At 60.3% G+C, this 14,585-nt stretch carries 12 protein-coding genes; 7 read left to right on the forward strand and 5 right to left on the reverse strand.

All coding sequences use genetic code 11. The features are described from left to right. Window positions 1-6: 6 nt before the first annotated feature. Window positions 7-957 (forward strand): choline sulfate utilization transcriptional regulator, encoded by a 951-nt coding sequence (locus J3P97_RS27215; RefSeq protein WP_434570780.1) that lies wholly within the window; start codon window positions 7-9, stop codon window positions 955-957. A gap of 444 nt (window positions 958-1,401) precedes the next feature. On the opposite strand, the gene J3P97_RS27220 is transcribed toward J3P97_RS27215, so the two are convergent. The 3 genes from J3P97_RS27220 to J3P97_RS27230 all read right to left on the reverse strand — a co-directional run bounded on the left by J3P97_RS27220 (window position 1,402) and on the right by J3P97_RS27230 (window position 3,411). Next, entirely contained in the window at window positions 1,402-2,124 is a 723-nt protein-coding gene (locus J3P97_RS27220; RefSeq protein WP_434673155.1) for a DUF4225 domain-containing protein, read from the reverse strand. Then, complete coding sequence (locus tag J3P97_RS27225; RefSeq protein ID WP_434673156.1) at window positions 2,121-2,606, reverse strand: Hcp family type VI secretion system effector; 486 nt, start codon at window positions 2,604-2,606, stop codon at window positions 2,121-2,123. The genes J3P97_RS27220 and J3P97_RS27225 overlap by 4 nt, the downstream gene beginning before the upstream one ends. Window positions 2,607-2,751: 145 nt before the next feature. Then, a complete protein-coding gene (locus tag J3P97_RS27230; RefSeq protein ID WP_434602318.1) occupies window positions 2,752-3,411 on the reverse strand; it encodes an NAD(P)-dependent oxidoreductase in 660 nt (219 codons plus the stop codon). Window positions 3,412-3,496: 85 nt separating this feature from the next. On the opposite strand from J3P97_RS27230, the gene J3P97_RS27235 reads away from it, so the two are divergent. The 6 genes from J3P97_RS27235 (at window position 3,497) to J3P97_RS27260 (ending at window position 11,208) form a co-directional block, all read left to right on the forward strand. Further along, entirely contained in the window at window positions 3,497-3,835 is a 339-nt protein-coding gene (locus J3P97_RS27235; protein WP_434602319.1) for a DOPA 4,5-dioxygenase family protein, read from the forward strand. Window positions 3,836-4,255: 420 nt separating this feature from the next. Beyond that, the gene (locus tag J3P97_RS27240) at window positions 4,256-5,563 is read left to right on the forward strand and encodes a CitMHS family transporter (protein WP_305497791.1); all 1,308 of its coding nucleotides are present in this window, start codon (window positions 4,256-4,258) and stop codon (window positions 5,561-5,563) included. A 77-nt stretch (window positions 5,564-5,640) separates the two neighbouring features. Beyond that, on the forward strand, window positions 5,641-6,408 hold the full coding sequence (locus tag J3P97_RS27245; protein WP_305497790.1) for a TerC family protein: 768 nt from the start codon (window positions 5,641-5,643) through the stop codon (window positions 6,406-6,408). Between the two features lie 324 nt (window positions 6,409-6,732). Continuing rightward, window positions 6,733-8,391 (forward strand): Na/Pi cotransporter family protein, encoded by a 1,659-nt coding sequence (locus tag J3P97_RS27250; protein WP_434570770.1) that lies wholly within the window; start codon window positions 6,733-6,735, stop codon window positions 8,389-8,391. A gap of 147 nt (window positions 8,392-8,538) precedes the next feature. Beyond that, window positions 8,539-9,921, forward strand: a complete 1,383-nt coding sequence (locus J3P97_RS27255; protein ID WP_434673157.1) for a M16 family metallopeptidase — start codon at window positions 8,539-8,541, stop codon at window positions 9,919-9,921. Between the two features lie 279 nt (window positions 9,922-10,200). Continuing rightward, complete coding sequence (locus J3P97_RS27260) at window positions 10,201-11,208, forward strand: DUF5924 family protein (protein WP_305497787.1); 1,008 nt, start codon at window positions 10,201-10,203, stop codon at window positions 11,206-11,208. Window positions 11,209-11,250: 42 nt separating this feature from the next. Here the strand turns inward: J3P97_RS27260 and J3P97_RS27265 are convergent, their stop codons facing one another. Beyond that, entirely contained in the window at window positions 11,251-12,480 is a 1,230-nt protein-coding gene (locus J3P97_RS27265) for a nucleoside recognition domain-containing protein (protein ID WP_305497786.1), read from the reverse strand. Window positions 12,481-12,682: 202 nt separating this feature from the next. Next, the gene (gene gltP / locus J3P97_RS27270; RefSeq protein ID WP_434673158.1) at window positions 12,683-14,014 is read right to left on the reverse strand and encodes a glutamate/aspartate:proton symporter GltP; all 1,332 of its coding nucleotides are present in this window, start codon (window positions 14,012-14,014) and stop codon (window positions 12,683-12,685) included. Window positions 14,015-14,585 lie beyond the last annotated feature (571 nt).

Here is a 14,585-nt window from a genome sequence, read left to right on the forward strand (position 1 = left end):
GAGCTTATGTATGACGCCTTGGGTGACCTGTCCCTGGATCTGTTCCGCGCCTTCGAATCAGCGGCTCGCCAGCAAAGTTTTACTGCGGCAGCGATCGAACTGGGCACGACCCAACCCGCCATTAGCCAACAGATCAAACGGCTGGAAGAGCAGCTCGGTACGCGCCTGTTTGATCGCATCTATCGCGGCATCGAACTGACCGAGGCCGGCGCGATCCTGTTCGAGCAGGTCCAGGCCGGCTTGCAGAGCATCGATGCGGGGCTCAACGCGATCACGGCCCAGCACCAGCATGAAGTGCTGCAGGTCGCGACGGATTTCGCTTTCGCCGCCTATTGGCTGATGCCGCGACTGCATCGGTTCCACGCGGCAAATCCGCAGGTAGATGTGAGCCTGGTAACCAGCGAGCGCAACCACAACATGCTGCGCACTGATATCGATGTTGCGGTGCTCTTCGGCGACGGTCGCTTCAAACAGGGCGAAAGTCGTTGGCTTTTCAGCGAAGAAGTCTTTCCTGTATGCAGCCCTCTCCTGCTCAAGGACCGCCCCCAACCCCTGCCCGCTCACGCCCTCGCGGAATTCCCGCTACTGCATTTGCGCGGCGGCAACAGCAGCGCCTGGTTCGACTGGAGCGGCGTATTTCGCGAGCTGGGCATCACCTCGCCACCGGCGCCGGGCCAACTGCGCTTCGACAACTACACCCTGCTTATCCAGGCGGCGATTGGCGGCCAAGGCGTCGCCATCGGTTGGCGTCACCTTGTGGATAACTTGCTGGCGCAAGGACTGCTATGTCGCCCGATCGCCGAAACGGTGCTTTCCCGGTTGGGGTATTACGTGGTCTTGCCCCAGCGCAAGCGCCGGGGTGTGCTGATCAAACTGTTCGTGGATTGGCTGATGGAAGAACAGGCCAATAGTGCGGAGTCGCTTACAGGGCTGCCGCTGCCTTCGATTGCGGTTTGAGGGAGCTGGCTGAGTTCTTACAGTTTTAGAGAGAGGTATTGATGCGTACGGAAGTAAATAGGTCAAGACATAAATGTTAGGGACACACTCAATATAGTGGGGCGATTATTTTTTGCCTCCGAATTCAAGTGCTATTGTTTTTGTCCAAACCACCTCCTCGGCTCGTATTGCGTCGGAACGCAGCATGTTTGAAGAAACATGCTGATGAAAGCGGTCCAGCCAACCACATCATTTCCCTTGAGAATAGGCTTTAACGCCGGAATCATGATCTCGTATCCATACTCGACGGTGCTCATATGTACTGACGCGACAAGAATGGTTGAGATAGTGCATACAATAAACCATCGCCATCTGAACTTATTACCAGAGAAATACCGTGATAAAAAATACAGCAAAGAAAAGGAGATAAATGAGAACGATATATACAAGACGGAAACAACTAGACTATTCATCCGTCGCCTCAGACTCAAGATAAATGGAGCGTATTGTCATGGTATTACTCGCGCCCTCCAAAATAAGCGCGTCCTTGCCCATTGTTTTGTATGCTCGAATGCGATCGGCATCTACATATCTAAACAAACGCCACGTATCTTTCTTTACCACCATTCTTCCAAGGCCATACACCGACATCGTCAAATCCACCATCCCGTACGCGATATTTCCCCCTCTATCCCCTCCTCCAAACGTCTTGGAAACAGCGTGGTACCCCTGCCGTACCGGCCCCTCAGTGTCGGATCGCCCCTCCCAAAGATTGCGCCCATTCTCATAAACGTTATTCGCCCCATGGGCCATTATCGGAACCCCCGCCACCAGGCAGAGCGTTCCGGCCGAGACGTAGCAGATACCGCCACCCGTCGCGATTTGCATGGCGCCCGCGATAGCGCCGGCGCCTTTCTTGGCAATTTCCCAGGACTGCTCCAGCAGGCTGCCCTGTTCGTCCTTGATGGCCTGCAACCCTTGCTCAGGACTTTTGCGGCCCTGCGCGACATCGTTGACGATGCCTCTGGCGTAATAAGCCACCTCGCGATTGAACTGGATACGCAGCGTCCCATTGCTGATGTGCCGGGCCGCCAATGTGCACGCCTGGTTGCTCAGGTTCGCGGCGGCCTGGCTGACTGTCCAATAGTCGCAACTACTGGGCTGGCAACTTTCTTCCGACTGTTTCATTCCTCGGACTGCCATGAGCTGTAGCCGCTGGTTCCCGCCAGGTGATGGGTCCAGATGATGTCGCGGTAGCGAATGGCGACATGCTCTTGTGGCTCGGCGTCGCTATGAAGGATCACATGGGGCATATCCAGGGTGAGGTCAGCGATGACCCCTCCCCTGACTTCGATGGTGTAGAACTTCTCCAATAAACCAAACGAGGAGGTTCGGTAAAAGCTGATGAAGCAACGTATCGCCTCTCGGCTGGAGAGCGCCTGGGCAATAAGGGGTGAGGATTTATCGACGTTCTTGCTGATGATGATCGGACGATGCGTGGCTTTATTCATGTTTCCGATGTTCGCCATGTTATGGCTGTAGGAAAGCACCATGATTTCGTCGGCATGAGCTGCCTGGCATCTATTGCCGATGGAGTCCTGGGTTGAACATCCCGCTGAAATCAGTCCTTGAACCTCGCCGGTAATGGTCATGTAGCCATGGTTTGCCATACGTGCCGCTCCCTTCTAGCCGTTCGAACAGGCTATTCCGAAGGGGTTGGGCACGATGTAGGGCGCGGCGCAGGACGTTTCCGCAAATACGAACAGAATGTGTCGAGGCCAGCCTCAAGCCACAGTCGCCGACCGCGACGGCCGATCAGTCAGCCGCCACGAAACTCACATGCTCGCCCACATGCAGGTTCGAGCGCAGTTCATCGACAATGCCCACCGCCACCCGATTGAGGCGCTCCAGGGACTCGGCCATTCCGGACTCCAGGCTGGTGCTGACCTGGCTGAAATGCTCGATGCTCAAGCCCGGCGCGGCGTAGGGCGCGTTGACCAGGGTCCATTGCAAGGCGCTGTTTTTCAGGGCGTCGAGGATTTCCTCGGCGGCATGGCGTTGCAAGTCATCTTCGGCTTCCTGCTCATCGAGGGCAGCGAAATCGCCCACCAGGAACAGCCGGGGAATATTGACCGCCTGCATGCCTGCAATCAGCGCATCCACGGCCAGGACCTGCTCCACCGGGCCGGGAATGAGTGTGCGCTCCACTTGCTCGCTGTTCATTGGCAGCCCCGGCGCGTTCAACAAGCACACCACGGCAGTGGCGCCGGCAACGCTCTGCTTGACCCGTTCGGGGTCGAAGAGGTCGCCGGTCTTGGTCCGCAGGCCCGGGCGTGGCGCCAAGGCCGTAAGATCATCGAGGATGGCGATGACTTCGTGCTGGCGTCGCAACAGCTCAGCCATCAACGCACTTCCGAGGCTGCTCATGGCACCATAGAGCACCACTTTGATGACCGGGGTTTCGGCGTTTCTCATGGCTGGTATTCCTTTTTTCCCGCGTGTAAAGGCTCTGACCCGTGGTTAACCGCGAGGGTTCGGCTGGTCTTTCGAGGAGTGACAGATGCAACGGATCAAGGGCTATCACGCCCATGTTTATTTCGACGCCGGCACCATCGATCAGGCGCGGGCCTTGTGTGAGCAAGCGGCGCAGCTGTTCCCGCTGAAGATGGGCCGGGTGCACCAACGGCCGGTCGGCCCGCACCCGGACTGGAGCTGCCAGCTGGCATTCGATCCGCAGTACATCGGCGTGGTCCTGCCGTGGCTGGCGCTCAATCGCAACGGGCTGGTGATATTCCTGCACCCGGACACTGGTGATGATCTGGCCGATCACACCGATCATGCGATCTGGATGGGCGCGGTACGGCCGTTGAATCTTTCGGCGTTTGAATCAAGGACCTGATTGCCTTTTGTGGCGAGGGAGCTTGCTCCCGCTGGGCCGGTCCGACGCTTCGGGCGCAGCGGCCCCCAGGATCTTTCGGCCGCTGCGCGACCGAGCGGGAGCAAGCTCCCTCGCCACGAAAGCAGATCGGTCATCAGCAATTACTGCAGCGAAAGCAGGCTGGTCATCATCCATTGCTACAGCGAAAGGCTGCTGAAAGCTTGCGCGATTAGGATCGCCTCACCTACCGGCAAAAGACCGGTGGCCAGAAACGAGCTTTCGAATGCTCGTGCGGCCTTTTTAACAACAACAATGGTGATTCTGATGTCCGCTGCTACCCGTCCCGTTGCATCCCCTCCATCCGTCCGTCCCGAGCCCTGCATCCTGCGCTGACCGTTCCGGTTCGCCTTTGCCCGCCGCGCCACGCCTGGAGTATTTCCCATGCTGACTTTCCTTGGCTTCGCCATGGTCATCACGTTCATGTTCCTGATCATGACCAAGCGCCTGTCCGCGCTGATCGCGCTGATCATTATTCCGATCCTGTTCGCGCTGTTCGGTGGCTTTGCGCCGAAGATCGGCCCGATGATGCTCGAAGGCATCACCAAGCTTGCCCCGACCGGGGTGATGCTGATGTTTGCGATTCTTTATTTCGCCCTGATGATCGACTCCGGCCTGTTCGACCCGGCCGTGCGCAAGATCCTCAAGATGGTCAAGGGCGACCCCCTGAAAGTTTCGGTCGGCACCGCCGTTCTGGCGCTCGTCGTTTCCCTCGATGGTGACGGCGCGACCACTTATATGATCTGCGTAGCCGCCATGCTGCCGCTCTACAGCCGTATCGGCATGAGCCCACAGATCATGGCGGGCCTGATTATCCTCGCCGGCGGCGTGATGAACATGACCCCTTGGGGCGGGCCAACCGCTCGGGCGGCCAGTGCGCTGCATGTGGATCCGTCCGACATCTTCGTCCCGATGATCCCGGCGATGCTGGCCGGCGTCGTGGCGATCCTGGCGATTGCCTACATGTACGGCAAACGCGAGCGTGCGCGCCTGGGTGAGCTGCACCTGGCCGGTGACGACATGGACCACAGCGAAATCAGCGTCTCGCAATTTCCGGACGCCCGCCGTCCGAAACTGATCTGGTTCAACGGCGCACTGACCCTGGCCCTGATGTGCACGCTGATTGCCGGCCTGTTGCCGCTGCCGGTGCTGTTCATGGTGGCGTTCAGTATCGCGATGATCGTCAACTATCCATGCCTGCAACAACAGAAAGACCGCGTCGCGGCTCACGCCGGCAGCGTGTTGGCGGTGGTCGGGCTGATCTTCGCGGCGGGTATCTTCACTGGCATCCTGTCGGGCACCGGCATGGTCGATGCCATGTCCAAGAGCCTGCTGGCAGTGATCCCGGACTTCCTCGGTCCTTACCTCGCGGTCATCACTGCACTGGTGAGCATGCCGTTCACTTTCTTCATGTCGAACGATGCATTTTATTACGGGGTGTTACCAGTTTTGGCCGAAGCAGCCAGCCATTACGGCATCACTGGCGTCGAAATGGCCCGTGCCTCGATCGTCGGCCAGCCCGTTCACCTGCTGAGCCCGCTGGTTCCGTCGACTTACCTGCTGGTGGCCCTGGCCGGGATCGAATTCGGCGATCACCAACGCTTCACCTTGAAGTGGGCAGTACTGGTTTGCCTGTGCATAATGTTCGCCGCCTTGCTGATGGGGATTTTTCCGCTGTTCAGCACTCTATAAAAGCAACGCCCGCCGCGTCGCCCCTGTCGGTTAACCGAAGGCGCGGCGCGGCCTAACACTCGCTCAAAGGAACTCACATGGAATGGCTGACCAACCCGGAAATATGGGTTGCCTTCTTTACCCTGACCGCCCTCGAAATCGTCCTGGGTATCGATAACATCATCATGATCTCGATCCTGGTCAGCCGCATGCCCAAGCACATGCAGGCACGCACCCGGATCTTCGGCCTGGCGCTGGCGATGATCACGCGGATCCTGTTGTTGCTGTCCATCACCTGGGTGATGCGCCTGACCGCCGATCTGTTCGAAGTGTTCGGCCAGGGCATCTCCGGCCGCGACCTGATCCTGTTCTTCGGTGGCCTGTTCCTGCTGTGGAAAAGCTCTCAGGAGATGTACCACGCGCTGGAAGGCGAAGAGGAAAACAGCGACGAGCCTTCGGTCAAGGGCGGCAACTTCATCTACACCATCATCCAGATCGCGATCATCGACATCGTGTTCTCCCTGGACTCGGTCATCACCGCGGTCGGCATGGTCTCCCATGTACCGGTCATGGTTGCCGCGATCATCGTCGCCGTACTGGTGATGATGCTGGCTTCGGGCACCATCAGCACGTTCATCGACAAGCACCCGTCGCTGAAAATGCTGGCGCTGTCGTTCCTGCTGGTGGTCGGTACCGTACTGATCGCCGAATCGTTCGATGTGCATGTGCCTAAAGGCTATGTCTACTTCGCCATGGCGTTCTCGCTGGCGGTGGAAGCGATCAATATCAAGATGCGTACCGCGATGGCACGCAAGCGCAAGCAGCAGGATCCGGTGAAACTGCGCAAGGATGTTCCGGGTCAGTAAAGATGCAGGGCAATGAACGAAGGGGCTCTTGGGAGCCCCTTTTTTCATGTCTGCAGAAACTCAACTGTGGGAGCGAGCCTGCTCGCGAAAGCGGTCTGCCTGCAGCAGCGATATGGGATGGGCTGCTGCCTTCGCGAGCAGGCTCGCTCCCACAGGGGTTCGGGGTGTTCCAGATGAAGCAGTTTTTATGACAGTTTTGTTTCAAAGCCCTCTTCAGCTATGCAATGCTGGCGTCCGAACCATTCGCCAACTACAGCTTAAGTACCAGTAGAACGATGTGGCATCGTCAATTTGTTCCTTTGGAACGCTAACAGGGGGCTCCTCATGCTGACCCTGCTGAATCTGCTCTCCGCCGTGGCCTTGCTGATCTGGGGCACGCACATCGTCCGTACCGGCATTCTGCGGGTCTATGGCTCGAATCTGCGTCACGTCATCAGCCAGAACATGTCCCGGCGCTGGTTGGCTTTCATCGCCGGGATCATGGTCACCGCCATGGTCCAGAGCAGCAACGCCACGGCCATGCTCGTCACCTCTTTTGTCGGCCAGGGCCTGATGTCGCTGACGCCCGCCCTGGCGACCATGCTTGGCGCCGACGTCGGCACCGCGCTGATGGCACGGGTGCTGACCCTCGACCTGTCGTGGCTGTCACCGTTGCTGATATTTCTCGGGGTGATTTTTTTCCTGTCGCGCAAACAGACGCGCGTCGGGCAGATGGGCCGGGTCGCCATCGGCCTGGGCCTGATCATCCTGGCCCTGCAACTGATCGTCGAAGCCGCTGCGCCCATCACCCAGGCCCAGGGCGTGAAGGTGATTTTCGCCTCACTGACCGGCGATATCCTGCTCGATGCGCTGGTCGGCGCGCTGTTCGCCATGATTTCCTATTCCAGCCTCGCCGCCGTGCTGCTGACCGCGACACTGGCCGGCGCGGCGGTGATCAGCTTGCCAGTGGCTATCGGCCTGGTGATCGGCGCCAACATCGGCAGCGGCATCCTGGCGTTTCTCAGCACCAGCATGCAGAACGCCGCCGGACGCCAGGTGGCACTCGGCAGCCTGTTGTACAAGCTGATTGGCCTGTTGCTGATCATTCCGGTACTCGATCCGCTGGTGGGCTGGCTGGACAGCCTGGATTTCAGCCACCAGGAAACCGTCATCGGTTTTCACCTGCTCTATAACACCGTGCGTTGCCTGGTATTGCTGCCCAGCGTCGGGCCGATGGGCCGGCTCTGCGCCTGGCTGCTGCCGGAGCGCCCGGACACCAACGGCACGGCCAAGCCCCGGCACCTCGACCCCACCGCCCTCGCGACCCCGAGCCTGGCCCTGGCGAACGCGGCCCGGGAAACCTTGCGCATCGGCGACCTGATCGAAAACATGCTCGAAGCCATGCTCGGCGTACTGCGCGGCGAGCAGACAGCGATCACTCAGCAAGTGCGCGCCATGAGCGACGATGTCGAAGCACTGTGCAGCGCCATCAAGCTGTATATGGCGCAAATGCCCCGCGAAGACCTCAGCGAACAGGACAGCCGCCGCTGGGCGGAAATCATCGAGCTGGCGATCAATCTCAAGCTGGCCAGCGACCTCATCGAACGCATGCTGCGCAAGGTCCAGCAGCAGAAGACCTCGCAACGCCGGTCGTTTTCCGATGTGGGCCTGGAAGAACTGGCGGGGCTGCACAGTCATCTGCTGGCCAACCTGCGGCTGGGGTTGACGGTGTTCCTGAGTGCCGATCGGGAAAGCGCACGGCAGTTGCTGCGTGAGAAACGTCGCTTTCGCGCGCAGGAACGGCGGATGGCCCATGCCCATGTCAGCCGTCTGCAACGCAAGGTCGTGCAGAGCCTGGAGACCAGTTCCCTGCACCTTGAGCTGATCGCTGACATGCGGCGCCTGAATTCGCTGTTCTGCGGCAGCGCCTATGTGGTGCTGGAAACCTCGGAGATCGGCGCCCTGGCCGTCGATGAAATTTCCGACATCACCCATTCGCCGTGAACGACTGGCGTCCTGGTCAGTCATTAAAAGGGACCGGGGCCCAAGCCCATCGCCAGCCAGACAACTCCGCGAAGTGTGAGCGAGCCTGCTCGCGATGAAGGCTGACCCGGCACCATGGATCTTCACTCAGCCGCCAGGAAGCCCGTTATGCGTTGTCTGCTGCTCGCCTTGCTTTTGTTCGGCTCACTCCCCGCCATTGCCCAGGATCGCTTTCAGGTCGAAGGCTATACGTTGCCCAACGGCCTGCAATTGTTGCTCAAACCCGGCACCGAACGCGGGCACGTGGCGATTCGGCTGGTGGTCGGCGTAGGGCTGGACGATTTCAGCTGCGCCGACAAGGAGCTGCCGCATCTGCTCGAACATCTTCTGTTCAGTGGGGTCGACGACAGCGGCGAAGGTGGCCTGGAAGAACGCATGCAGGCGTTGGGCGGCGAGTGGAATGCCTTTACCAGCAATGCCGATACGACGTTTGTCATCGAGGCGCCGGCGCGCAATCAGCGCAAGGTCCTGGACCTGTTGCTGGCATTGCTGACCCGCACCCGCATCGACGAAAAAGCCCTGGAGGCGGCCAAACGGGTGGTCGAGCGCGAGGACGACTACACCCATCTGCAACGCTGGCTCGACCGACAGGACCTGGGCCATAAAGCCAGCAACCAATTGGCCGTGGAACTGGGCTTGCGGTGCGCGGAACGGGCCGAGGTCGGTCACCTTACCCTGGCCCGGGTCGAGCAGGTGCGCAAGGCCTGGTATGCCTCCAACAACATGACGCTGATCGTCGTCGGCGATCTCGACCGGTTATTGCCGGCCTACCTGGAACGCAGTTTCGGCGAGCTCGAACCGGTCGAGCCCAGCGTCCACGAGCCGCTGCCGCAGATCCGCTACAGCGCGGTCACCAAACGCAACCTCATTCGCGGCCTGGCGGGCGACGGTGCCAAGCTTCATTGGCTGTTCCCGGAGCCGGTGTTGGAACAGCAGCACGACGAAACCTTCGACCTGCTCAAGGACTATCTGGACTGGGCGCTTTATCGCCAGTTGCGCCTGGCCAACGGTCTGTCCTACGGCCCCTGGGTGGAGCGGGAAGTCTTTGGCGGTGTCGGTTTTCTCAGCCTGAACGCCGACCTGGCGCGTGAAGACCTGCCGAAAGCCGAGCAGGTGCTGGAGCAGTTGCGCGGTACGCTGCTCAAGGACGGCCTGGACCCCGAGAGCTTCGTGCGGATCAAACGCGCCGCTATCGCCCATCAGTCCTGGGCCGTGCAAGGCAACAGCGCGCTGGCCGATTATTACTGGGGCGCCCTGGGCGATTATGAGGATGGCCGCTTCGCCAACCCGGCCGCCCGCTTGCAGGCCGTCAGCCTGGAGCAGGCCAACCAGGCCCTGCGCGAGCTTCTCAAGGACCCGGGTTACCTGCGGATCGAGAAGCCGTTGCTTGGTGATGACGAACTCGTTTGGGTGTTGGCTGGGTTGGTGGTGTTGCTGCTGGTGGGTATTGGCTGGCGATGGCGTCGCAGGGCGCGACCGCAGCCAGACTGATATGCCTCGTGTGAGCAAGCTTGCCCGCGATGAGACAACACAAATCCCGTGGCGAGGGAGCTTGCTCCCGCTCGGCCGGTCCGACGTCTCGGGCGCAGCAGCCGCAAACCGGGCGATGCGGTTTACCGGGGGAAAATGCCGGGCCCGCTACGCAGGCCAGCGGGAGCAAGCTCCCTCGCCACGAAAGATCACCGCGGCAGGCGTCGCGATCCTCGCCATGTCACCGTCCTGGCGATACTCTGTCAGAGATATTTCCCAAGACTTACTGTGAAACCGCCGATGCCGAACCTGACTCATTTAATCCAGCGCATCCTCGAACTGATGAAGCGCTATCCGGGGGTCATCGCCCTCGGCGGTTTCATTTCCGGGGTCGGCAGTTTCATGCTGGTGGATCGCCAGCAAGGCCTGGCGACCTGGATCGCCATCATGATGCTGGTGAGCTGGCTCTGGCTGATGCTGGAGAACAGCCTGACGCGGCTGTTCACGCGGATCTTCAAACGGGAGATACCCCAGCCGCTGCTGCGTTACGCCACGCAGATGATCCACCAGGAAAGCCTGTTCTTCGTCTTGCCGTTTTTCTTCATCACGACAACCTGGAACAGCAGCCAGCTGCTCTTTACCGGCCTGCTGGCGGCGTCGGCGCTGGTCTCGATCATCGACCCGCTGTACTACAAATGGCTGGCGCCCCGGCGGTGGGCGTTCCTGGCGTTGCACACGCTGACGCTGTTCGCAGCGCTGCTCACTGCGCTGCCGGTGATCCTGCACCTGACCACTGACCAGAGTTTCAAGCTGGCACTGGGCATCGCCATGCTGCTGTCGTTCCCGAGCCTGGCCTCGATCTTCCCGATCCGCACCGTGCGCAACGCGTTGGCGATTCTGTGCATCACCCTGGGCATCGGCGCCGCCGGCTGGGTGCTGCGCTCCTGGGTTCCACCGGCCACGCTCTGGATGACCGAAGTGGCAATCAGTACCCAGCTGGAAGACCGCACGCCAGGCGCCAGCCTCAAGGAAGTCAGCGCGGCCCAGATCCGTGGTAACGGCCTGTACGCCTACACCGCCATCAACGCACCGCGCGGGCTCGATGAGCGGATCTACCACGTCTGGCAGTTCAACGGCAAAGAGGTGGACCGCATCGCTCTGGACATCCATGGCGGACGCAAGGAAGGCTATCGCGCCTGGACCCACAAGCAGAACTTCCCGGACAACCCGACGGGAAAATGGCAAGTGCGGATACTCACCGAAAATGGCCAGATGATTGGTGTGTTGAGGTTCGAGGTGAAGGACTGAAGGTCCTGCGGACCTTATCGCGAGCAGGCTCAATCCTACAGATCAGCCAAAGAACCAGTAGCAGACTCCGATGGCCGCTATCACCCCGGCCAGCTCGGCCAGCAGGGCGCAACCCACCGCGTGGCGGGCTCGCTGGATGCCCACGGCGCCGAAATACACCGCCAGCACGTAGAACGTGGTTTCGGTGCTGCCCTGGATGGTCGCCGCCACGAGGGCCGGGAAGCTGTCCACCCCGGAGGTCTTCATGGTTTCAATCAGCATCGCCCGGGCGGCGCTGCCGGAGAACGGCTTGACCATGGCGGTGGGCAAGGCGTCGACGAAACGCGTGTCCAGACCGGCCCACTGCACCAGATGGCGGATACCGTCCAGGCCGAAATCCAGCGCCCCCGAAGCGCGCAGCACACCGACAGCGCAGAGCATCGCCACCAGATACGGCAGCAGCGTCTTGGCGACGTCGAATCCCTCTTTGGCGCCTTCGACAAAGGCCTCATACACTTTGACCTTGCGCAGCGCACCCACCACCAGAAACAGGATGATCAGGCTAAACAGCGTCAAGTTGCCGAGAATCGATGAGAGCCCCGCCAGCGCCGTGGCCGAGAGCGTCGCCAGCAACGCCATGAAACCACCCAGCACCAGCGCGCCCGGGATCAGATAGGCCAGTACCACCGGATCCCACAAGCGCAGCCGTTGCATGAACGCCACGGACAACAGCCCCACCAGGGTCGAGGCGCTGGTGGCGAGCAGGATCGGCAGGAACACCAGGGTCGGGTCCGGCGCGCCTTGCTGGGCGCGGTACATGAAAATCGTTACCGGCAGCAGTGTCAGTGACGATGCGTTGAGCACCAGGAACAGGATCTGCGCGTTGCTGGCGATGGTCGGGCTCGGGTTGAGGTCTTGCAGGGCGCGCATGGCCTTCAAGCCGATCGGGGTGGCCGCGTTGTCCAGCCCCAGGCCGTTGGCCGCGAAGTTGAGGGTGATCAGGCCGATGGCCGGATGGCCAGCCGGGACTTCCGGCATCAAGCGCAGGAACAGCGGGCCGAGGGCCTTGGCCAGCCAATCGACTATGCCGGCTTTTTCCGCGATGCGCAGGAAGCCCAGCCACAGCGTCAAAGTGCCGAACAGCAGGACCATCACCTCCACCGACAGCTTGGCCATGGCGAAAATGCTTTCCACCATGGCTGCGAAAATACCGGCGTTGCCGCCGACCAGCCACTGCACCAGCGCCGACACGGCTGCCACGATAAAGAAGCCAAGCCACAGGCCATTGAGCATCGGTAAGTCCCCCGGAAGATGCGGCGAATGATAGCGGGGCCGGCAGAAACGACAAACCCCGGATCTCTCCGGGGTCTGGTTGGCATCATCAAGTACCGCGATCTTCGCGAGCAGGCTCGCTCCCACATTGGACCTGTGCTGGCTGGGATATCTGCAAAAACCCCAACCACCTGTGGGAGCGAGCCTGCTCGCGAAGGCCTTCTCAACGGCTGGAAGTTTCCCCCGACGGCAGCGGCTCCTTGCTGCGCCAGTGCGGCAGGGAGTTCCAGTAGCGCTGGCCCTTGGCATCGTCGTACATGCCTTCCCAGCGGGAAATGACCAGCACGGCCAAGGCGTTGCCGATAACGTTCAGCGCGGTACGGGCCATGTCCATGATGCGGTCGACGCCGGCAATGAACGCCAGGCCTTCCAGCGGAATACCCACGCTGCCCAGTGTCGCCAGCAGAACCACGAAGGAGACGCCCGGCACGCCGGCGATGCCTTTGGAGGTGACCATCAGGGTCAGCACCAGCAGCAACTGCTGGCTGATCGACAGGTCGATGCCATACAACTGCGCGATGAAAATCGCCGCGATGCTCTGGTACAACGTCGAGCCATCGAGGTTGAACGAGTAACCGGTAGGAACCACGAAGCTGCAGATGGCTTTCGGCGCGCCGTACGCTTCCATCTTCTCGATAACGCGCGGCAGCACGGTTTCGGAACTGGCGGTGGAATAAGCCAGCACCAGCTCATCCTTGAAGATGCGCATCAGCTTGATCACCGAAAAACCGAACAAGCGCGCAATCAGGCCCAGCACCACAAAAGCGAAGAAGGCGATGGCGACGTAAACCAGGATCACCAGTTTCGCCAATGGCAGCAGGGAGGCGAAACCGAAGTTGGCGACCGTCACCGCGATCAGCGCGAACACGCCGATCGGGGCGTAATTCATGATCATGTGAGTGACCTTGAACATGCTCTCCGACACGCCTTGGAACATCTTCACCAGCGGGTCCCGCAGATCCGCTTGCAAGCTCGACAAACCGAGGCCGAACAGGACGGAGAAGAAAATGATTGGCAGCATCTCGCCGCGGGCAACCGCCGCGAAGATGTTCGACGGAATCAGGTTGAGGATGGTCTCGATGAACGCATGTTCATGCTGGACTTCGGCGGCGGTGGCCTGGTACTTGGAAATATCCACCGTGCCCAGGGTGCTCATGTCGATGCCGCTGCCCGGCTGGAAGAAGTTGGCCAGCAACAGGCCAACGACGATGGCAATGGTAGTGACGATTTCGAAGTAGACAATCGTCTTGAAGCCGATGCGCCCCAGTTTCTTGGCGTCACCCACGCCAGCAATACCGACGATCAGCGAAGAGATCACGATCGGTATCACGATCATCTTGATCAGACGGATAAAGATATCGCCCGCCGGTTGCAGCACGTTGCTGATCCACCAGGCCTTCTCGGCACTGAAGTGGTTGAGCAGCGCACCGATTGCAATCCCGAGCACCAGACCGATGAGGATCTGCCAGGCGAGGCTTAGTCGTGCCTTCTTCATATCATTACCCTTACTTCAGTTTGACTCGGGCAGTGACATGAACCGATCAGCGTAGACGATCGCAATTCGTGTCCTCTGCCCCCGTATAAGGTTGCGCCGAGCGGCCACGGCGGCTCACTGGCAGGCGAAAAAAGGCGCAACTATTGCGATGCAAGGGGGGATCGTCTAATGCCGTAAACGCCTACCCTATGCCGAATCGGCATGAGATTACGCGAGTGAAACGCACGTCCCAGCCGGTTCGAAGACGCCATTTATGCGGGTATAACTGCCGTAGCCCGGCCATTTCAGCGTAGCCGGGCTCAACCTGGCTTGCGCGAAAGGGCGATGAAAGGACAGCGCATCGAGCCTGCGTTGATCATGAAAACGCCATGGGCGCTCTCCGATATACGGTCAGGTATCAGTGGGAAAAGGAATTTGGCGAGGCAATACGCCGCGACACATGCGAGGACTCTCGCGGCAAGGAAGCAACCGCTCTGGCACAAGGCTCAGCGGCTAAAGCTCTTCGCAAGTTCGCTAAAGCCAAGATGGCTTTGCGAACTTGCGTCGCAGCTTTTTACCTGACCCGGCCCTT

The sequence above is a fragment of the Pseudomonas sp. R1-15 genome (assembly GCF_051132085.1).
Taxonomy (GTDB): Bacteria; Pseudomonadota; Gammaproteobacteria; order Pseudomonadales; family Pseudomonadaceae; genus Aquipseudomonas.